At 57.2% G+C, this 20,688-nt stretch carries 19 protein-coding genes; 8 read left to right on the forward strand and 11 right to left on the reverse strand.

All coding sequences use genetic code 11. The features are described from left to right. Positions 1-356: 356 nt before the first annotated feature. The 4 genes from iraP to F3I47_RS22240 all read left to right on the forward strand — a co-directional run bounded on the left by iraP (position 357) and on the right by F3I47_RS22240 (position 3,110). Positions 357-719 carry an anti-adapter protein IraP gene (gene iraP, locus F3I47_RS00145; protein ID WP_033736214.1) on the forward strand — a complete coding sequence of 121 codons (363 nt, stop codon included), beginning with the start codon at positions 357-359 and terminating at the stop codon, positions 717-719. Positions 720-915: 196 nt separating this feature from the next. Then, positions 916-1,089, forward strand: coding sequence for a hypothetical protein (locus tag F3I47_RS22235; RefSeq protein ID WP_190311337.1), 174 nt, complete (start codon positions 916-918; stop codon positions 1,087-1,089). A gap of 649 nt (positions 1,090-1,738) precedes the next feature. Continuing rightward, entirely contained in the window at positions 1,739-2,758 is a 1,020-nt protein-coding gene (gene adhP / locus F3I47_RS00150; protein ID WP_150029497.1) for an alcohol dehydrogenase AdhP, read from the forward strand. A gap of 214 nt (positions 2,759-2,972) precedes the next feature. Then, positions 2,973-3,110, forward strand: coding sequence for a hypothetical protein (locus F3I47_RS22240; protein WP_009089769.1), 138 nt, complete (start codon positions 2,973-2,975; stop codon positions 3,108-3,110). Between the two features lie 79 nt (positions 3,111-3,189). Here the strand turns inward: F3I47_RS22240 and F3I47_RS00155 are convergent, their stop codons facing one another. The 8 genes from F3I47_RS00155 to betI form a co-directional block, all read right to left on the reverse strand. Continuing rightward, positions 3,190-3,375, reverse strand: a complete 186-nt coding sequence (locus F3I47_RS00155) for a hypothetical protein (RefSeq protein WP_009089771.1) — start codon at positions 3,373-3,375, stop codon at positions 3,190-3,192. 109 nt (positions 3,376-3,484) lie between these two features. Beyond that, positions 3,485-3,745: a hypothetical protein gene (locus tag F3I47_RS00160; RefSeq protein WP_009089772.1), complete on the reverse strand. Its 261-nt coding sequence runs from the start codon at positions 3,743-3,745 to the stop codon at positions 3,485-3,487. Positions 3,746-3,892: 147 nt separating this feature from the next. Next, positions 3,893-5,035 (reverse strand): acyltransferase, encoded by a 1,143-nt coding sequence (locus tag F3I47_RS00165; protein WP_150029498.1) that lies wholly within the window; start codon positions 5,033-5,035, stop codon positions 3,893-3,895. Positions 5,036-5,234: 199 nt separating this feature from the next. After that, on the reverse strand, positions 5,235-5,564 hold the full coding sequence (mdtI, locus tag F3I47_RS00170; protein WP_150029499.1) for a multidrug/spermidine efflux SMR transporter subunit MdtI: 330 nt from the start codon (positions 5,562-5,564) through the stop codon (positions 5,235-5,237). After that, entirely contained in the window at positions 5,551-5,901 is a 351-nt protein-coding gene (mdtJ, locus tag F3I47_RS00175; protein ID WP_009089777.1) for a multidrug/spermidine efflux SMR transporter subunit MdtJ, read from the reverse strand. The genes mdtI and mdtJ overlap by 14 nt, the downstream gene beginning before the upstream one ends. Before the next feature lie 426 nt (positions 5,902-6,327). Further along, positions 6,328-8,010, reverse strand: coding sequence for a choline dehydrogenase (gene betA, locus F3I47_RS00180; protein ID WP_150029500.1), 1,683 nt, complete (start codon positions 8,008-8,010; stop codon positions 6,328-6,330). 25 nt (positions 8,011-8,035) lie between these two features. Further along, positions 8,036-9,508 (reverse strand): betaine-aldehyde dehydrogenase, encoded by a 1,473-nt coding sequence (gene betB, locus F3I47_RS00185; RefSeq protein ID WP_150029501.1) that lies wholly within the window; start codon positions 9,506-9,508, stop codon positions 8,036-8,038. 14 nt (positions 9,509-9,522) lie between these two features. Further along, a complete protein-coding gene (betI, locus tag F3I47_RS00190; protein ID WP_009089782.1) occupies positions 9,523-10,116 on the reverse strand; it encodes a transcriptional regulator BetI in 594 nt (197 codons plus the stop codon). Positions 10,117-10,377: 261 nt separating this feature from the next. On the opposite strand from betI, the gene F3I47_RS00195 reads away from it, so the two are divergent. The 4 genes from F3I47_RS00195 (at position 10,378) to F3I47_RS00210 (ending at position 14,990) form a co-directional block, all read left to right on the forward strand. Beyond that, positions 10,378-12,408: a choline transporter gene (locus tag F3I47_RS00195; protein ID WP_009089785.1), complete on the forward strand. Its 2,031-nt coding sequence runs from the start codon at positions 10,378-10,380 to the stop codon at positions 12,406-12,408. 135 nt (positions 12,409-12,543) lie between these two features. Continuing rightward, positions 12,544-13,893, forward strand: coding sequence for an MFS transporter (locus F3I47_RS00200; RefSeq protein WP_150041118.1), 1,350 nt, complete (start codon positions 12,544-12,546; stop codon positions 13,891-13,893). A gap of 126 nt (positions 13,894-14,019) precedes the next feature. Further along, complete coding sequence (locus tag F3I47_RS00205; RefSeq protein ID WP_111207558.1) at positions 14,020-14,232, forward strand: DUF1272 domain-containing protein; 213 nt, start codon at positions 14,020-14,022, stop codon at positions 14,230-14,232. Positions 14,233-14,342: 110 nt separating this feature from the next. Then, on the forward strand, positions 14,343-14,990 hold the full coding sequence (locus F3I47_RS00210) for a metallophosphoesterase (protein ID WP_150029502.1): 648 nt from the start codon (positions 14,343-14,345) through the stop codon (positions 14,988-14,990). A gap of 2 nt (positions 14,991-14,992) precedes the next feature. Here F3I47_RS00210 and rsmF read toward each other — a convergent pair whose 3' ends face one another. The 3 genes from rsmF to yebS form a co-directional block, all read right to left on the reverse strand. Further along, a complete protein-coding gene (rsmF, locus tag F3I47_RS00215) occupies positions 14,993-16,426 on the reverse strand; it encodes a 16S rRNA (cytosine(1407)-C(5))-methyltransferase RsmF (RefSeq protein ID WP_150029503.1) in 1,434 nt (477 codons plus the stop codon). 294 nt (positions 16,427-16,720) lie between these two features. Then, entirely contained in the window at positions 16,721-19,354 is a 2,634-nt protein-coding gene (locus F3I47_RS00220; RefSeq protein ID WP_009089795.1) for a PqiB family protein, read from the reverse strand. After that, a complete protein-coding gene (gene yebS / locus F3I47_RS00225) occupies positions 19,323-20,567 on the reverse strand; it encodes a membrane integrity lipid transport subunit YebS (protein WP_009089797.1) in 1,245 nt (414 codons plus the stop codon). Before yebS ends, F3I47_RS00220 begins: the two co-directional genes overlap by 32 nt. Positions 20,568-20,688 lie beyond the last annotated feature (121 nt).

The following is a 20,688-nucleotide window of genomic DNA, read 5'->3' on the forward strand; positions in this document are numbered from 1 at the left end:
AAATGTTGGTATGTGGCGGACGGGTTTTAGGTCATTTACGATAGTCGATCTGAATTACGGCGTAGCTAATCCTGTCCTGTCGATCTTTTTAAGCAATCAGCTCTCTCCATATCATCCTCTGCAAAAGTAATCGCGCTGATCAGAAGGTTACGCTATTCAGTCTGCCTGTCATGCGTTTTTTCCAGCCAGCCCCGTCCTGCTGCACGTGGATTTCAGTTTTCAATGTGCGCACGGCAGACCAGAAACACCGTTAACTCACAGGCATTACCGCTGTTAAAATCACCAACTTTCAGAATAATGATATTTTCAGCCTGCCCGCGGAATTATAAAATGCTGGTTTAACAGGGAGATATACCATGAAGAATGTTGTATTAAGTATGCTTGCCAAGATTTCACAAATAGATGCAAGCACCAAACAACTCACCGCGCGCGTTGAGGCGCAGTCTCTGTTGATCAGTGCGCTGGTGCTCGCGGTAAGTAAGCAGGGCGGCGTAACGGAGATGATTGAGGGCGCGAACAAGGCGATCAACACGGTAATTGACTCCGCAGACTCAGATGAAATGCTCAAGTCTGATGCGGCGCTTCTTTTAAGCGAACTTCAGGATTTACTGATTATCTCCCGCGCGGTTGATGGCGCAGATGAAGAAATCAATCATGAGGCACTCAATGAATTGGCCGGGGTGACCTCACCCGCACAGCTTCTTCAGGAAGATAATTGATTCGTTGCCTCTGGCCCGCCGCGCGCGGGCTTTTCAGTTCCATTTCTCGTTGAGCAACGCTCTCAGATCCCTTTCAGACAGGCTGTCACCCAGGGTGAGATATTTCCGTGCAGGGCAGGGCGTTAAATGAAGCGACAGGGCAAAAAAGGCTCAGTCATTATCAGAGGAACGTTATTCAGCGCAATCAGAGACACCCATGAAACGTGCATTATTATGGCTGCTTCACTCTTTTTCAGATTGGATTGCTATTGCCGTTATTGTGGCGGGCATCTATCTCTTCATTAGCTTTGTGCCGCAGCATGCAACGCTGCTCAGTGTTGCATGGGTTATCACCATTTCTTATCTCTATATCCGATACAGCCGCGGATAGTGATGACGTCCTGCGGGTAATCCGCTCTGATTCTTAGCCCGGGAACCACCCGGAGAGGACACACTGTCGTAACGTAACAGGGTCAGAAGCACCGCAAAATCTCATCCGTAATCGCTTCACGTTGACCATAGTCAATGTACTCTGCGAGCCTCCGCAAACGCGTAAATACGTTTATCCCGCGTATAAAAAAGCAGACGTACCCTGAGGCGGTGATATTCAACCAGGATGCGTTATGTTTTTGAAAAAAGTTATACCCTGTCTGATTTTTGCGCTGGCAAGTTCAGCTTTGTCCGGCTGTGTGATGGCGGAAGGTGGTCGTCATCATTATGGTCACGCTTCTGACTGGCATCATCATGGCCGACCGGCTATGCCAGATGCGTCGCAGCACATGGGGCCGCCGCCTGCGCCTGCGGCATCCCGGCATATGGGCCCCCCGCCTGTCCGGAACCCCTCTCAGCATATGGGCCCGCCGCCGGCACCGTCCTCTGACAGCGGCATCCATCGCTGGCATGCATAAGCGCCACGCATGTGGCACCGCCTTCACAGAATGCAACACAACCTCACTGGCTCGCACCCAAAGCTCAACGGCTAGCTTGTTATCACGGCCGTTTGGCTTATTCTGAACGTTCAATCAAATGGAGGAACGTTTATGAAAGCGGCAATAGCAAATAGTGAACACCAGGTTGAAGTTGTTGAGAAGACACTACGTCCTCTCAAAACCGGCGAAGCACGGCTCAGGATGGAATGCTGTGGTGTATGCCATACCGATTTACATGTGAAGAACGGGGACTTCGGCGATAAAACCGGTGTCACGCTGGGTCACGAAGGTATCGGGATTGTTGAGGAGGTTGCGTCGGATGTGACCTCTCTCAAGCCGGGCGACCGCGCCAGCGTGGCCTGGTTCTTCAAGGGCTGCGGTCACTGTGAATACTGTAACTCCGGTAATGAAACGCTCTGCCGGGAGGTGGTTAATGCGGGTTATACCGCCGATGGGGGTATGGCTGAAGAGTGTATCGTGGTTGCAGACTACTCGGTCAAGGTTCCCGAGGGGCTGGACCCTTTTGCCGCCAGCAGCGTAACCTGCGCCGGCGTCACCACCTATAAAGCGGTAAAAGTCTCTGAGGTCAAACCGGGCCAGTGGCTGGCGATTTATGGTCTCGGCGGGTTAGGTAATCTCGCCCTGCAGTATGCCAAAAATGTTTTTAACGCCAAAGTGATCGCCATTGATGTGAGCGACGGCCAGCTGGCGCTGGCGAAAGAGATGGGTGCCGACCTGGTGGTGAACTCCGCCAGTGAAGACGCGGCGCGCTTTATTCAGGAAAAAACCGGCGGGGCGCACGCGGCCGTCGTGACCGCCGTGGCCAAAGCGGCCTTTAACTCGGCAGTAGATGCGGTCAGAGCCGGGGGACGGGTGGTGGCAGTCGGACTTCCGCCGGAAGCGATGAGCCTGAATATCCCGCGTCTGGTACTCGATGGCATTCAGGTGGTGGGATCGCTGGTCGGCACCCGCAACGATCTGGCGGAAGCCTTCCAGTTTGCGGCGGAAGGAAAAGTGGTGCCTAAAGTCACCAAAAGAAAGATTGGCGAGGTGAACGACATCTTCGATGAGATGATTCACGGCAAAATTCGCGGCAGGATGGTGATCGACTTCACCGGTCACTCTGCCTGATCAGAAGCACCTTACCTGATGCTGAAGCCCGCCCTGAGCGGGCTTTTTTGTGACTGAAGTGTTAAATGCCACGGGTTGTGCAGTTACCGCCTGGGTTAAAACATTAATAAGCACTGCTTTATGTTTCATGATGTTTTTTTGGCTTGCACTTTACCGGTAACATTATAGTTTAAGAGGTGATGTCGGATTACACACAACTGAAGGAGGGTTATTTATGGCGAAACACCATCTGCTTAAATCCATTGAAATTGCAGCCATTGTGCTGTTTGTCCTGATACTGGCGTATCTGGCGATCACCGGGATTTTGTCCTCAACAGGTATGGACCACGCCTGGCCTTACCCCACTAAGTAACTGAATGCAGCACCAGGGAAAATCATCAATATTATAAACAGATAACCCCCAGCCCACACCTGTGAGGCGGAATACCGGGTTACACCAGACTGACCGAAAGCAGCGTGAGCTCTTCCGTGTCCAGTGACAGACTTTTTTTCGTTTCGAACATAAACTGTTCCAGCGCCTCTTCCACATCATCCCCTTCGATAAAGGCGTGCGTGGTGACATGATGTTCACCTTCCGGCTTAATGACGTAAGACACAAACCACTTTTTCTTCTGCATGATGCTTCTCCTTCTGATGCTATAACGCGTTAAGAGCGGGCAATCGGTCGCGTGCTGTCCGGCATGGCGAACAGCGTGCTGCCGCGCTTGTCAGGGCTGATGACAGGGTTTAATCCAGCGGTGCGGGATGGAGCAGGTCGATCACATCATCGATCTCGTTACTGGCCGCATGACGATCGAGGGCGACAGCGTAGTAGCGTCCTTTGCAGTAGTGCCGGGTCACCGCAACGCGGTGGCCGGTATCGCTGTCCGCTTCGCCGCCGGTGGCGGTCTGCAGATGGGGCGGGATCACCAGCTCACTTTCAAGTTGATCGGCTTCAATGATTAACGCGCCACCGTCGCTGGACAACAACAGATGCTGAATGCGCATAGATTTTCCTCTCCGTCGGATTGCTGACCGGGAAAGTGTAGTTCACTCCGGCAGGAGTGCAGGGCGTAAGACGTGGTTCCCTGCTGGTCGCGACATCGCAGGCCATAAAAAAGCCCCGCGAACGGGGCTTCTGAATCCATCTGTCACTCAGCTGGTCTGGTCAGCCAGCTTCGGGGCCAGAACGCGTTTACCCATGCGGATGCCGGGCTTCTCAACATATTTGTAGAGCAGCGACGCCAGCGCATAGGTCACCGGGATGGCAGAGACGCAGACAATCAGAAAGCGCGTCAGATCGCTTTTGAATTCGATATCCGTGTGATTCAGCAGCAGCGCGATCAATGGAATGACAATCAGTAGGTGCAGCAGGTAGACCGAGAACGAGACGTCGCCCAGCCAGGTGCTGAGACGGTTGTTCAGCAGCTTACGCGGCAGAGCAATCAGCTGCGCCATCCGGCTGCCCTGTGGATACTGCCAGAGAATGGCTGTCATACCGACGATCATCAGCGCTTCCATAATCACCTGCAGCTTGATGAACCCCAGACCCATTGCCACGCTGGCAACCGGTCCCAGCAGCGCAAAGGCGACGTAAAGCAGCGATTTGCGGCGGATGGCTTCTGCCAGCAGCATGCCCGACAGGAACATGTTCAGCTTAATCAGAATCATCGAAGGCATCTCAAATGCCTCATAATAATCGGCCAGCAGATAGCGTCCGGCGCAGCAGAGCACCATGATAGCGATCAGGGAGGCGGCATAGCCAAACCGCATCGTCACCAGCATGATGAACGGGAACAGCAGATAGAACTGCATCTCCAGTCCGATGCTCCAGTCAGGCAGTACGGTGTTAAAGCCGTACTCGGGCAGCATGCCGAACAGGAAACTGAAGTGGGTCAGCACATTTGCCAGCGACTGGTCGGTGTAACGTGACGACTCGGTTGCCGTGCCGGAGTAGAAATGCGCGATGGTGTCACGCATCTCGCCAAACCACGGCCCGTAAATCAGGGCGATGATTAACAGCAGATAGTAGAGCGGCGCGATGCGGAAAAAGCGACGGATCCAGAACTTTTTGATCGTTGCGGCGCTTTGCCATGGCTCTTTCTGCTGTCGCTCGACATAGTTTTTCGCCATCAGGTAGCCCGAAAGCAGAATAAACAGATCGACACCGATGCCAGGGGATGAAATCAGTGTGATATGGCAGTGAATCAGCAGGCTGATATGACCTACCAGTACCCAGAGAGAGGCGATGCCGCGTAATCCCTCAAGCTCAGTTGACCAACCTCGTGTTGCAGACATAACTCTTCCTCGTTTTTATCCGACCTTCGGCGCTCACTAAGCCTCAAGGCAACAGATATGTAAACGGCCCTTTACAAAAGTAAGAGGAATCTGAAGAAGAGAATGCTGAAAAAATCAACTTGAAAAGGGTAAAAACGCACAGAAAGTTAAGGGCGCGCAGCCGCACACCCTTAACCATTATTACAGCCCGGGACCTCTGTCAGGGCAGTTTTAACAGGAGCATACCGGCCAGCAGCAGGCTCAGGCCAGCCCAGCCTTTGCGGTTCAGTCGCTGACCAAACAGTACCCAGCCCGCCGCGACGGTGGCGATAATGCCAAAGCCACCCCAGACCGCATAGGCTATCGACAGGTCGATCCCTTTCACCGCCTGAGCAAGCGCGCTGAACGCGAGTAGCACACAGCAGAGCGAAAGCAGCCCGAATAGACGTTTTTTGAATCCATCAGAATATTTAAGGAATATATTGGCGGCAATCTCCAGCAGGATGGCGAGTGCCAGCCAGGCCGCATGGACAAAATCAGTGATGACCATGGTTAACCTCCGCTGATGATTCGGTGCCAGTTTTGATCAGGACGATTCCAGCAATTAGTGTCATCAGGCCGCCAATTTTCAGCGGTGACAGCGACTCGCCAAACAGCTGCACGCTGAACAGCGTAATCAGCAGGATGCCGATACCTTCCCACAGGGCATAAGCCACGCCCAGGGCGATATGTTTGATGGCGAAACTCAGCAGAATATAAGAACAGGCAATCATAGCCAGCATCATCAGGTAGCCATACTGGCTGCCGCTGAGGCTGGACCATTTCATAAACAGCGTACCGATTATTTCAGTCACGATAGCAAGTGATAATAAAACCCAGGCGTACATGGGGATCTCCAGCAACGAATTAATGACGACCTGCCACGCGTGATTGCGCGCAGACTCAGAACCATATCGAAGCGGAAGGGGGCTACAGGGCGTTACGCCAGTGCTTATCAGCGACGTTCCGGGCGGAAAGGAAAGCAGGGGAAATCAGGGAATAAAACACAAAAAGTTTGCGCATAAAGTTTACAACGCATCCACATTGTTGCTTCTCATCAGTGGACGGAAAGTGCCTCCGGTTATCTACACGCAGGATTTATAGCATCCGGCATATCGTAAAATCAACAGCAGATGCTGCTTTGTTTGATTTTAATTAAGGTTTGATGATTTGCAGATGCAGGCTAACGGAAAACAATGTGTGGCAAGAGATGGGGAATAAAAAAAGCCGGACAATAAGATGTCCGGCGAGATTTAAAGTGACACTGTCACGATTTAGTCGCTGCGTTGTGGGGTGGTGCGCACAGGCGCCTCTCCAGCCACGTAGTAGGCCGCAGTGCTGCGCGGCAGCGGTTCGCGTCCACGGATCTTATCGGCAATCTTCTCACCAATCATAATGGTGGTGGCATTCAGGTTACCGGTGATGATCAGCGGCATGATGGACGCATCCACAACGCGTAATCCCTGCAGGCCATGCACCCGACCTTCGCCATCGACGACCGCCATCTGGTCGTTACCCATTTTACAGGTGCCGCACGGGTGATAAGCGGTTTCGCCGTGGTTACGCACGAACTCGTCCAGCTCCTCATCCGTCTGACATTCAATGCCCGGGCTGATTTCGCGGCCGCGATACTTATCCAGCGCGGGCTGGTTGATGATCTCGCGGGTGATGCGAATCGCATCGCGGAATTCATGCCAGTCCTGCTCATGCGACATGTAGTTAAACAGAATCGCCGGATGGCGGCGCGGATCGCGTGATTTCAGGCGCACATGACCGCGGCTGGGCGAACGCATCGAACCGACGTGACACTGGAAGCCGTGGGCATCAACGGCATTGGAGCCGTTGTAGTTAATCGCCACCGGCAGGAAGTGATACTGAATGTTCGGCCAGCTGAACTCTTCACGGCTGCGGATGAAGCCACCGGCTTCAAACTGGTTACTGGCCCCGACACCGGTGCCATTGAACATCCACTCGGCGCCGATTTTAGGCTGATTCCACCACTTCAGCGCCGGATAGAGGGAGACCGGTTCTTTACACTCATACTGCAGATACATCTCCAGATGGTCCTGCAGGTTTTCACCCACGCCTGGCAGGTCATGAACCAGCGGAATATCAAACTGCTTCAGCAGTTCGGGCGAACCGACGCCAGAGCGTTGCAGGATCTGCGGCGAGGCGATAGCCCCGGCACAGAGCAGCACTTCACGGCGTGCGGTCGCTTTGTTCAGGGTGTTGCTGTCGCCCTGCAGAAACTCCACGCCCACCGCACGCTTACCGTCAAACAGGATACGGTCGGTGGTGGCATGCGTAATGATCTTCAGGTTGGCGCGGCCTTTAGCCTGATCGAGATAGCCGCGCGCGGTGCTGGAGCGGCGTCCCTGCGGCGTCACGGTACGGTCCATCGGACCAAATCCTTCCTGCTGATAGCCATTGAGGTCATCCGTGCGCGGATAGCCCGCCTGCACGCCCGCCTCAATCATCGCTTCAAACAGCACGTTGTTGCCCGCTTTTGGCGTTGCGACACAGACCGGGCCGTCACCGCCGTGGAAATCGTTCGGACCGATATCGCGGGTCTCCGCTTTGCGGTAGTAGGGCAGGCAGTCCAGATAGCTCCAATCCTCTAACCCTGGCGCGCTGGCCCAGTTATCGAGATCCATGGCGTTACCACGGATGTAACACATCCCGTTAATCAGTGACGAACCGCCCAGGCCTTTACCACGGCCACACTCCATGCGGCGATTGTTCATGTAAGGCTCAGGTTCTGTTTCATAGGCCCAGTTGTAGCGTTTGCCCTGTAACGGATAGGCGAGCGCGGCAGGCATCTGGGTGCGGAAATCAAAACGATAATCCGGGCCGCCCGCTTCCAGCAGCAGGACGCTGATGTTGCTCTCTTCGGTCAGACGGGTAGCCAGAACGTTTCCTGCGGATCCGGCGCCGATAATAATGTAATCAAATTCCATTCATCGTTCCTCAGGTTAAGGGTGATTAAAAGACTGACTGAAAACGCGTCAGCTCAACCTGCACTGACTTCACCTGGGTGTAACTCTGTAAGGTCATCAGGCCATTCTCACGGCCAATACCGGAGTGCTTGTAGCCTCCTACCGGCATCTCTGCGGCCGATTCACCCCACGTATTGATCCAGCAGATGCCGGCTTCAATCTGGTGGATGACGCGGTGCGCACGGTTGAGATCCTGCGTCACCAGTCCGGCAGCCAGGCCATATTCGGTGTCATTGGCGCGGCGGATCACTTCCTCTTCGCTGTCATAGCTCAGGATCGACATCACCGGTCCGAAGATCTCTTCACGCACAATCTTCATCTCATCACGGCAGTCGGTGAAGACAGTGGGTGCCACCCAGGCCCCCTGATCGAAGTCGCCGCCGGTCAGGCGTTTGCCGCCGCACAGCACACGTGCGCCTTCAGCGATGCCCGATTCGATATAACGCATCACGTTGTCGCGATGAGTGAAGCTGACCAGCGGACCAAAATTGGTGGCCGGGTCGCGCAGATCGCCAGCCCTGATGCGGGCAACACGCTCGCTGATTTTTTCCTCGAAAGCTGCTTTCAGCGACGCGGGAACAAAGACGCGGGTGCCGTTGGTGCAGACCTGACCGGAGCTGTAGAAATTCGCCATCATGGCGATGTCGGCGGCCAGATCGAGGTCGGCATCATCAAAGACGATCAGCGGAGATTTACCGCCCAGCTCCATGGTGACCTCTTTCAGGGTTGATCCTGCGGCATTGGCCATCACCTTTTTGCCGCTGACGACGCCACCGGTGAAGGAGACTTTGTCGATACCCGGATGTTCGGTCAGCAGCTGACCGGTGACCGCGCCGAGGCCTGGCAGCACGTTGAAGACCCCATCCGGCAGGCCCGCTTCGCTGTAGATTTCCGCCAGTTTCAGGGCGGTGAGCGGGGTCACTTCACTCGGTTTGAAAATCATCGCGTTACCCGCGGCCAGTGCAGGCGCGGATTTCCACAGGGCGATCTGAATCGGGTAGTTCCAGGCGCCAATCCCGGCCACCACGCCCAGTGGTTCGCGGCGGGTGTAGACAAAAGAGGTGTCGCGCAGAGGGATCTGCTGGCCTTCGATGGCGGGGATCAGCCCGGCGTAATATTCCAGTACGTCTGCACCGGTGACGATATCGACAGCGGAGGTTTCGCTGTAAGGTTTACCGGTGTCGAGCATCTCCAGCTCTGCCAGCTCATCGTTACGCTGACGCAGAATATCGACGGCGCGGCGCAGAATGCGCGAACGCTCCATCGCGGTCATCGCGGCCCAGACCTTCTGGCCTTTTCTGGCGGCAGCAACGGCGCGATCGACATCTTCCAGGCCGGCGGCATGAACCTCTGCCAGTACGTCGCCGTTGACCGGATTGATCGTCTGGAACGTTTCGCCAGACGCTGCGGCCACATAAGCGCCATCGATGTAGAGTTTCTGCTCGTTGAATCGGGACATGTTTTCTCCTTCCGTTATTCGTGCTCGCCAGCCAGTTGCTGACGGATGAACTGGGTGGTCAGTGTGCGGGCGATGACCGGGTCAAAAGGCTTACCGCTCAGCGCTGCGCGCAGCCACAGACCATCTATCAGGGCGGCCAGGCCATGCGCGGCAAGACGCGCTTTTTCCAGCGGCAGCTGACGCCGGAACTCCACCGCCAGGGTGGAGTAGAGCCGCCGGCTGCTGACCCGCTCCAGGCGGTTGAGCTGGGGCTGATGCATGCTGCTTGACCAGAAGTCGAGCCAGGCTTTCATCGCGGCGCTGTGCACCTGGGTTTCATCAAAATTCCCGTCAACGATGGCACACAGTCGCTGTTCAGCCGGGGCATCGGCCAGCGGCCGTAACCGCGTCAGAACCGCTTCGCGCAGCTGCCGCGTCACATCACGCATCGTGGCTTCCAGCAGGCCGTTCTTATCTTTGAAATAGTGACTGATGATGCCGGTAGAAACCCCCGCCCGCCGGGCGATCTGGGCGATAGTGGCATCATTGATTCCAACTTCGTTAATCGTACTCAGGGTCGCATCAATCAGTTGCCGACGTCGTATCGGCTGCATCCCTACTTTTGGCATAGCTCCGCTCCGGCTCCGCCCTCAAATTGAACCCCTATTTAAACTTTTTTTGATTGCACGTTCAATATAAAAAGAAATTTTGTTAGTGTAGTGTTCTTTAAATGTAGCGTAAGCGAAACGGCAATGAGTGCTAAGCTCACTGTCAGCCGTTACGCTTAAACAGGAAGTGACAGAACGATAGGAGGCCGCACGGCCTGAAAACCCCGTGAGCGGCAAATGTTATCCATTGCGTATTTTCAGGATATTAACCAGAGGTAATCGATGAATAATCCACCTGCCGGTGAAAAAGACAGACTCAATCCCGTTGTATTTTATACCTCTGCCGGATTGATTCTGACGTTTTCACTTGTGACGATTCTCTACAGTGAACTGGCCGCGAGCTGGATCCTCAAGGCGGTTAACTGGGTCTCCGCCACCTTCGGCTGGTACTACATGCTGGCTGCCACGCTCTACATTGTCTTTGTGCTCTACATGGCCTGTTCGCGCTTTGGCTCAATCAAGCTGGGGCCGGAGCACGCCAAACCGGAATTCAGCATCCTCAGCTGGTCCGCCATGCTGTTTGCCGCCGGGATCGGGATCGACCTGATGTTCTTCTCGGTGGCTGAACCGGTGACGCAATATATGCAGCCGCCGGAAGGGGCGGGGCAGACGCTGGAGGCGGCCCGTCAGGCGATGGTCTGGACGCTGTTTCACTATGGCCTGACCGGCTGGTCAATGTATGCGCTGATGGGCATTGCGCTGGGCTACTTCAGCTATCGCTATAACCTGCCGCTGACCATTCGTTCCGCGCTCTATCCCATCTTCGGCAAACGCATCAATGGCCCGATTGGTCACACCGTCGATATCGCCGCAGTGGTGGGTACGATCTTCGGTATTGCGACCACGCTCGGCATCGGGGTGGTGCAGCTTAACTATGGCCTGAAGGTGCTGTTTGATATTCCGGAAGGACTGACCGCGCAGACCGCGCTGATCATCCTCTCGGTGGTGATCGCCACCATTTCGGTGACCTCCGGCGTGGATAAAGGTATCCGTATCCTCTCCGAGCTCAACGTGGTGATGGCGCTGGGGCTGATCCTCTTCGTGCTGTTCTTCGGCAACACCGAATTTCTGCTGAATGCGCTGGTGCTGAACGTGGGGGACTACATCAACCGCTTCATGGGCATGACGCTCAACACCTTTGCCTTTGATCGTCCGACGCAATGGATGAACAGCTGGACGCTCTTCTTCTGGGCGTGGTGGGTGGCCTGGTCGCCTTTTGTCGGCCTCTTCCTGGCGCGTATTTCACGCGGTCGTACCATCCGCGAGTTCGTGCTCGGCACCCTGATCATTCCCTTCACCTTTACGCTGCTGTGGCTGTCGGTGTTTGGTAACGCCGCGCTCTATCAGATTATTCACGGCAATGCGGGCTTCGCTCAGGAGGTGATGAATCATGCAGAGCGTGGCTTCTACAGCCTGCTGGCGCAGTATCCGGCCTTTAAACTCAGCGCCTCTGTCGCGACGATCACCGGTATGCTCTTCTACGTCACTTCTGCAGACTCCGGATCGCTGGTGCTGGGGAACTTCACCTCACGTCTCAAAGACATCAACAGCGATGCGCCCAACTGGCTGCGTATCTTCTGGTCGGTGGCGATCGGGGTTCTGACCCTGAGTATGCTGATGGCGAACGGCATCTCGGCCCTGCAGAACACCACCGTGATCATGGGTCTGCCGTTCAGCTTTGTGATCTTCTTTGTGATGGCGGGGCTCTATAAATCGCTGAAGATTGAAGATCACCGTCGCGCCAGCGCCACGCGTGACACCGCGCCCTATCTGGCCCACGCTACGGATCGCCGCACCTGGAAAAAGCGCCTGTCGCGGCTGATGAACTATCCGGGGTCGCGTTATACCCAGCAGATGATGGAAAAAACCATCTATCCGGCGATGGAAGAGGTCGCGAAAGAGCTGGAGCTGCGGGGTGGCCGGGTGTCGCTGGAGAGCGTCGCGCCGGATGCGGCCAACCCGATCGGCTATCTGGATCTGCGCGTGCATCTGGGCGAGGAGCAGGACTTCATCTATCAGGTCTGGCCGCAGCAGTACTCGATTCCGGGCTTTACCTATCGCGCCCGCAGCGGTAAATCGACTTACTACCGGCTGGAAACCTTCCTGATGGAGGGCAGCCAGGGTAACGACCTGATGGACTACAGCAAAGAGCAGGTGATCATCGACATTCTGGATCAGTACGAGCGGCACCTGAACTTCATCCATCTCAACCGTGAGGCACCGGGCAGCAATATCAGTTTCCCGAGCGCCTGATGCCAGGCCCGTCCGCACACTGCGGGCGGGCTTTTTTTTTGCCGTCAGCGGCAGGCAATGCCGCGCCGGACGCGGATATCGACTATCTTTAGGGCTTAACTGGCCTGATGCCTGAAGGTGTAGACAGGGAGTCATATGGGAAAAATATTCAGTACGTTTCTGCCGCTCTATACCACCACGCTGCTGATGCTGCTGGGCTCCGGTCTGCTGACCACCTATGTTTCACTCCGGCTGGCGAGCGAGCAGGTGAACGGGGCACTTATCGGTGCCATCATCGCGGCAAACTATATTGGTCTGGTGATTGGAGGCAAAGTCGGGCACAACCTGATCGCCCGCGTCGGCCATATCCGCGCCTATGTCGCCTGTGCCGGGATCATTACCGCCTCGGTGATTGGCCACGGGCTGACCGACTTTATTCCGCTGTGGGTGTTTCTGCGTCTGATCATCGGGCTCTGCATGATGTGCCAGTACATGGTGCTGGAGAGCTGGCTCAACGACCAGGCGGAATCCTCTCAGCGCGGCATGATTTTCGGCTTGTATATGGTCGCGACCTATCTGGGGCTGAGCGGCGGTCAGGTGGTGCTGAGCCTGCAGAGTGGCTTTGGCGTGAGTACGCTGCTGATCGTGGCACTCTGCTTCGCGCTCTGTCTGGTGCCGATTGCGCTGACCACCCGTACCCACGTCAGGCCCATGACCCCCGCGCCGATGGAGCTGGGCTACTTTATCCGCACCATTCCCAAACTGCTCGGCACCACGCTGGTAACCGGCATGGTGATCGGGGCGTTTTACGGGCTGGCGCCGGTTTACGGCAGCAGCAAAGGCTTCACCACCAGTCAGACCGGCTACTTTATGAGCCTGACGATTTTTGCCGGTCTGGTTTCACAGTTCCCGCTGAGCTGGCTTTCCGACCGCTACGACCGTCAGCGGCTGTTATTTATCATCGCGCTGCTGTTTGCCGTCTCCTGTGTGCCGCTGATTATGCTGCCGCATCTTACCTTCCACTGGATGATAGGCATCGCCTTTGTGGCCAGCATGATGCAGTTCGCGCTCTATCCGCTGCAGGTTGCGCTGGCGAACGATCAGGTTGCCGCCGAGCGACGGGTGTCGTTAACCGCCTGTCTGCTGATGGCGTTTGGGATTGGTGCCAGTATCGGGCCGCTGGTGGTAGGGGCGCTGATGCAGCCGCTGGGCAGCAATATGCTCTATCTCTTCTTCGCCGTCTGCGCGCTGGTGACGGGCGGGCTGAGCTATGTGCGAACGCCACGTCCGTTGCCGACAACCGAAGTGCCGCTGCCGCATGTGGTGATGCCTGATAGCCTGGCAACCTCACCGCTGGGTGCAGCCCTGAACCCGACGCTGGAAGAGGAGGTGATCCAGGCGTCAATGGGCGGTCAGGAGCCGGAAGAGGAGAGCGATGAATCTGAAGAGCAGCCAGAAGCCGGGGAAGAGCCGGACGACCGCGCCACGGATAAGACGCAACTCTAAAGCCGGGCCGCGGTCTGCACCCTTGAGGCAGAATGTCCCGATCTGACCCGACTTTGTCTCTCCGCTGACTCGACAGCCGGGACGCCACGCGCGAAGCTGACGCATCATTCTAACAGGAGTGCCGCCATGCCTGAACTTCGCCCCCGCTGTGAACGTTGTGACTGTGACCTGCCGCCATCTTCCCTGGCGGCACGGATCTGCTCATTTGAATGCACCTTCTGCGCGGAATGTGCCGAACACCTGCAGCATCGTTGCCCCAACTGCGGCGGAGAGATGGTGCGTCGCCCGGTGCGTCCGGCGGAGAAACTGGAGGCGTATCCGGCGAAAACGCGCCCCTGATCTGCCGCGGGGCCTGCCCGCTTTCCCACTGCGCTGCCGTTGCTTGTGTCGGTGCAGAGGCGGATCTGGCTATACTGTGCAGAGGCTTTAGCGACGCAGGCGGAGGATCAATGTCTTACCAGTTTCTGGAGGGGTCAGCGTGGCGGCATATCTGGGTCGTGGGCGATCTGCACGGCTGCCGCGCTGAACTGGATGCGCGGTTACAGCAGCATCAGTTTGATCCGCAGCAGGACCTGCTGATTGCTGTGGGTGATCTCATCGATCGCGGGCCCGACAGCCTGGGGTGCCTGGCGCTGCTGAAGCAGCCCTGGTTTCGCAGCGTGAGGGGCAACCATGAGGAGATGGCCCGGTCGGTGTTACAGGGTCACGAAAAGCAGCGCTGGCAGATGAACGGCGGCGACTGGTTCTGGCGGCTGCGCGGCAGTGCCATTATTTCGGCGCGTCACGCGCTGCTGCGCTGTCGCGATCTGCCGCTGATTTTGCATTTACAGCTGGGGGCGCGCACCGTGGTGATTGCCCATGCGGATTACCCCGCCGCGGAGTACGCCCTGGATAAACCGCTGGACTGGGAGGAGGTGGTCTGGAGCCGTCAGCGGCTGGAGGCGCTTCAGTCCGGCGCAGAAAGCGGCATCCACGGGGCAGATGCCTTTTATTTTGGTCACACCCCGCTGAAGGAGCCGCTGACGGTGGCTAACCTGCACTATATCGATACCGGTGCGGTGTTTGGCCATCATCTGACGATGGTTCAGCTGCAGTAATTTCAGCGGAACAGACGCCCGTCCCGCACCAGCTCGCGGGGGTAGCTGTTCTTGATACGGCTGCCGACTTTCTTTGCCAGCCCCAGCGGCTGCTGCTGATAAGTGACAATCATCTCACTACCGGCGGGTTCGCTTTCCGGATAGATATCCCGCCCGCGATACCACTCTTCTGCCTCGGCTGCCGTCAGTTCGAAGGCGTGCTTCGCATCCGGTTGCGCCAGCGTGATGACCGCCTCATGCTGCCAGCGATAGCCTTTCGCGAAGGTTTCAGCCAGCTTGAGGCCAATTCTTGAGAAACGCACTCTGCCCAGCAGCGGGGTGACGGCCGCCGGGAACAGCCAGATCTCTTTATCACGCTGCCACAGCACCAGCGAATCGTCCCAGCGGAGTGAGACGGCGGCGGCGGCCTGAATGATGTCGCTCTCCAGCTTGCGGCTGACGTGCGAGAAGGGCAGCTTGCCGACTTTATAGCCCGGTGCAGGCAGCGGATCGACCGACGCGGTTTTGCGCAACCGGGCCACAAAAAAGCCTTCGCTGTCGAACATCTGCGGGAAAACGTGCAGATAGCCCTCTGGCGTAGCGGCCAGCTCCGCCCCCGCAAACAGTTCGTTGAGCGGCAGGATTTCCACGGCGTCGGGGTAACGCTGCAGCAGCCAGGCGATGACCTGCTGATTCTCAATCTGATTCAGGGTGCAGGTCGAGTAGACCAGCGTGCCGCCCGGTTTAAGGGCATGGAAGGCGCTGTCGAGCAGGTCGCGCTGGGTGGCGGCAATCTCTTCTGTACTGGCCAGCGACCAGTTTCTCAGGGCATCGGGATCTTTCCGCATCACCCCTTCGCCTGAGCAGGGGGCGTCAAGCAGGATGGCGTCAAACTGTTCCGGCAGCGCAGGACCGAAAACCCGGGCGTCGAAATGTGTCAGCGCACTGTTGGTGACGCCGCAGCGGGTAATGTTGGCGTGCAGGACTTTCACCCGGCTGGAGGAGAACTCATTGGCCAGAATGATCCCCTGATTGCCCATCCGGGCCGCAATCTGGGTGGTTTTTGAACCTGGTGCCGCCGCCATATCCATCACGGCGCTGACCGCTGTCTGCGCGTCGAACAGGGCGGTGACCGGCAGCATGGAGCTGGCTTCCTGAATATAGAACAGGCCGCTGAGGTGTTCCGCGACGCTGCCCAGCGGCAGGCTCTCATCTTCCCGGCTGATCCAGAATCCCTCTTCGCACCATGGCACCGGCGTAAGCTGCCACTCATAGTCAGCGGTGAGACGCAGGAAGTCAGCCACGCTGATCTTCAGGGTATTCACCCGCAACGTGCGGCGCAGCGGCTGCTGACTGATGGCGAGGAACTGCGCGAAGCTGGCCTCATCGGGCAGGCTCTGGCGCATTAAAGAGAGAAAATCGGCGGGGAAAAGCGAAGCAGCATCTGACACGGGCACATTCCAGTTAAGGCAAAGGCGGCAGTGTACCATGCAGAAAGGAAACGGGCAGCCAGGCTGCCCGTCTCAGGATGAATAAGTCTGGCGCGGTTTTGCGCAGAGGCATACAGGCCGCTGAAAACGTGAAGCGATGGGAGCATACGCCCGGAGTAAAGCATAGCGGGCCAGGGATGGTCCGCGCTGAGCCCGCCAGGGATGGCGGTTTTTGCGTCTTTGCGGAGGGCGTATGCTCCCTGAGCCTGCTCGATGCAAAGCAACCAGGCGGGCAGCATCAGACTGCCCGCCTAACCTGACTTAGCGCGGAGACGGAATCGCCGTTCCCCAGTTGCGCCAATCCTTCGGCGCTTCATCCTGCAGCAGGAAGTGTTTATCCGGCGTCGCCTGCGGAGCCAGCGGCACTGTTGGCGGGGTGGCAAACTGGATGCCGCCGCGAATAAACTGCTGGAAGGTGCCGGTTTTCACCACGCCGCCAATCAGACCGAAGTCGAGGTTGTAGCCGGACGCTAGCCAGAACACCGAGTTATTCCGCACCAGATGCTGATACTTCTTGCTGATACGCAGGGCAATCTGCACGCGATCCGCCATATTGCCCAGCGACGTGCCGGTCACGGTGCCCACTTCCACGCCGCGGAACAGCACTGGCGTGCCCAGCGACAGGGAACCGGCTTCGGTGGCATCAACGTAAATATTCAGGCCATTCAGGTAGCGCGAATCGGTAATGGTGCTCTCCTGCAACTCAAAGGTGCGCACGGCACCGCCTTTGCCCGGGTCCACGTTAACGTAAGGCTGCAACAGCGTTTCCAGATGATTCACCCCCGTTGCGGAAATCTCTGGAGAGACCACCGAGAAACGGCTGCCGAGGCGGGCAAAATCATCCACATATTCGGGATAGAGCACCGCTTTGGCGACGACCTGATTGTTATCTTTACTGAGCGAAAGCGACTCCACCTGGCCGACATTGATGCCCAGGTAACGAATCGGCATCCCGGCTGAAAGCTTGCTGGCGTCATAGGTGTGCAGGGTAATCTGACTGCCCACCGCGCGGGCGGCGGTTTCAGACGGGTAGAGCACACGCTTGACCCCTTTGGCCGACTTTGCACCGGTCATGTTGTCGAAGCTGATTGCACCTTTCAGCGCCCGGTTAAGCGGCGATGCCTGAACTGTCAGGCCGCTGCCGTTAAGACTGACGCGGGCGCCGCCCTCGGCCCAGAAGACGCTTTCGCTGGTCAGCAGCTTGCGATACTCCGGCTGGATGTGCACCGCGATATCAAAGGCGTCAGCGCGCGGCGTGACTTTCACAATCTCACCGACCTGAAACTTACGGTACAGCACCACCGACCCCGCCTGCACGTCAGGCAGACTGTTGGCGGTCAGCGTCAGGGTAGTGGAGGGGCCATCACCGGTAATGCCTTCTTCCGCTTTTTCCGCATCGGCAAACAGCGGATAGGCGGTTTTCGGCTCGCCTTTCCTGCCCGGCTCCAGCCGGATGCCGCCATCGACCCATTCACGGGCGCTGGCACCTAACACCTGCATTCCGTCGAGACCAAATTTCACATCGAGCCGGCTGTTGACGATAAATTTGCTGTCCCCGTGCACCAGGCTGCGATTCTCAGGATTCACCGCGACCACGAAATTGACGCCATTCTCATCCAGAGAGCGCGACATCACCTGACCAATCTGCATGCCGTGCAGCATCAGCGGCTGCCCCTGATCGATACCGTAGCTCTCCGGCGCACTCAGCCTGACCGTCAGCACGTTGGGTTTCTGCAGCAGCGTCTCATTTGACGCCAGCACGGTGTAGTGCTGCTGCGGCTCACCTTCGCCGGGAACCAGTTCCAGCGTGTTACCGGTCAGCAGCGCACTGAGGCTGGTATCGGTCAGGCTGATTTTCGGGCTGTGCATCTCAATGCGGGTGCCGCTGCGCATCAGACCGACCACCGACGGATCAATCGTCAGCTCGCCGGTCACCTTGCCGCCATCCTGCAGGTTGAGCTTAGTCAGCGTGCCGACCTCCAGTCCCTGATAGATCAGCGGCGTGCTGCCCGCTTTAAGGTTATTGCCGTTGGGCAGATCCAGGGTAATCAGCACGCCGCGCTGACTGTGCGCCAGGTCAGGGTAGAGCCGGTAGTTCTGCTCCGCTTTGGCCTCTCCGGCATTTTCCGGGGAGTCAAAGGCAATCGCGCCATTCACCAGCGCCGCCAGACTCTCCAGCTGCACTTTGGCACCGCTCAGGCTGACATCAGCATTGACGCCGGAGACGTTCCAGAAGCGACTGTTGGTTTTCACCAGATGGGTGAAGCGACGGTCAATCAGCACATCAATTGCCACCCCGTCGGATTTGCTGTTGATGTTGTAGTCATAGACCCGGCCAACCGGAATCTTGCGGTAGTAGACCAGCGAACCGGTGTTAAGCGAGCCGAGATCGGGGGCATGCAGATGGATCAGCAGTTCGCCGGTGTTCACCCGATATTTCGGCTGGGTATCGAGCGCGGTAAAGGCCTCGCTGGGTTTCCCTTTGCCGGGCATCATCCCGATATAGTTACCGCCGACCAGCGCATCCAGTCCCGACACGCCAGCCAGTGAGGCTTTCGGCGTCACCAGCCAGAACTGGGTGTCTTCGCGCAGCGCGTCGCGCATATCGCTCTTGATACTGGCTTTGATCTGAATGCGGCGATAGTCGTCGCTGAGATTAATGCCCTGCACGGTGCCCACTTCCACACCCTGATAACGGATCGGGGTACGGCCCGGCACAATCCCATCCGCCGTCTGGAAATTGATGGTGATGGTGGTGCCGCGCTCCTGGTAGTTGGTCCAGAGCAGCCAGCAGGCGATCAGCATCGCAATTATCGGCAGCAGCCAGAAGGGCGAAACTTTACGCTTATTGCGCAGCGTGGCGTTAGTCGGTGTAGTCGGCGTTTCCTGTTGCATGTGCATCCCAGAGCAGGCGGCTGTCCAGCCACTCAACAGACATAATGGTCAGGATAACGGCGGCGCCAAAAAAGAGCGCCGCCGGTCCCATGGTAAAAGCCAGCAGCTGATCGCGATTGACCAGCGACATGGTTAACGAAATGACAAACAGATCCAGCATTGACCAGCGGCCAACCCAGGTGACAAACCGCAGTAACCGGATGCGGGTGCGCAGCCCCTGTTCACAGCGGAAATGGATGCTGAGCAGCAGAGTCAGCATCACCAGCACTTTGGTAAAGGGCACCAGAATACTGGCGATAAACACAATCGCGGCGACCGGCACATTGCCTTCACCCAGCGACAGAATGCCCGAGAAGATGGTGTCCTCACGCCGTGATCCGTTGAGGTACACCACGGAAATAGGCAGCAGGTTCGCCGGGATCAGCAGCACAATCGAGGCAATCAGCGCCGCCCAGGATTTTTGCAGGCTGTGGCGGCGACGGAAGTCGAGCGGCGTGTGACAGCGCGGGCAGCGCCCCCGTTCGTCCGGCAGGCCGGTATGGTGACAGTTCAGACAGACCTGCATCTCGTCACGCGCCATATTGCCGGGCTGCTGCGGGTAGAAATGCTCCCACAGCTGCTCCATATTGAGATGGATCAGCGTCAGCACGCTCAGCACCGTCAGGGCGATGTAAGCCGCCAGCCCATACCCAATCTCCAGCGAAGCATAGTCCTGCACCTTAATCGACGCCACGGCAATGCCGATCAGGTAGATATCGAGCATCACCCACTCTTTCAGCTTCTCCAGCATCAGCAGCACAGGCCGCAGGTTCATGCCCAGCCGGTGACCGATACCGAGATAGCAGATGCCGGCCACCAGGGTGATCGGCGCGCCCAGGGTGCAGAAGGCCACCATTGACGCCGTCAGGACATCCCCCTGCTGCGTCATCTGAATCACGCCCTCCAGCACGCTGGCATTGATGCGCATCCCCAGCAGACGGATATCCACCAGCGGCAGGGAAAACGCGAACGGCATCAGCACCATCATGGTGGCGGCCATGGCCATCAGACGTGTCATCGACCAGTCGTGACCGCTGACTATCCGGGCGTTGCAGCGCGGACAGTAGGCCGCCTGATGCGATTTCACATCCGGTAAGGAAAAAAGGGTATCGCATTGCGGGCAACGCTGATAACGTGCGTGAGGCAATGTCTGGCTGATAGCGTGAATTTTCATAGGGTGGTGCAATTTTCGCTCGTCAGAAGTAACAGATATCGGTCATTAAGACATTGTCTGTGTGCCTGTCTCGGGCATCACGCTTCGATCCACAGAATGCTAAGGTTATAGTAACTAACGC

Origin of the sequence: Pantoea sp. M_10 (genome assembly GCF_008631515.1) — a bacterium.
GTDB lineage: Bacteria > Pseudomonadota > Gammaproteobacteria > Enterobacterales > Enterobacteriaceae > Pantoea > Pantoea anthophila.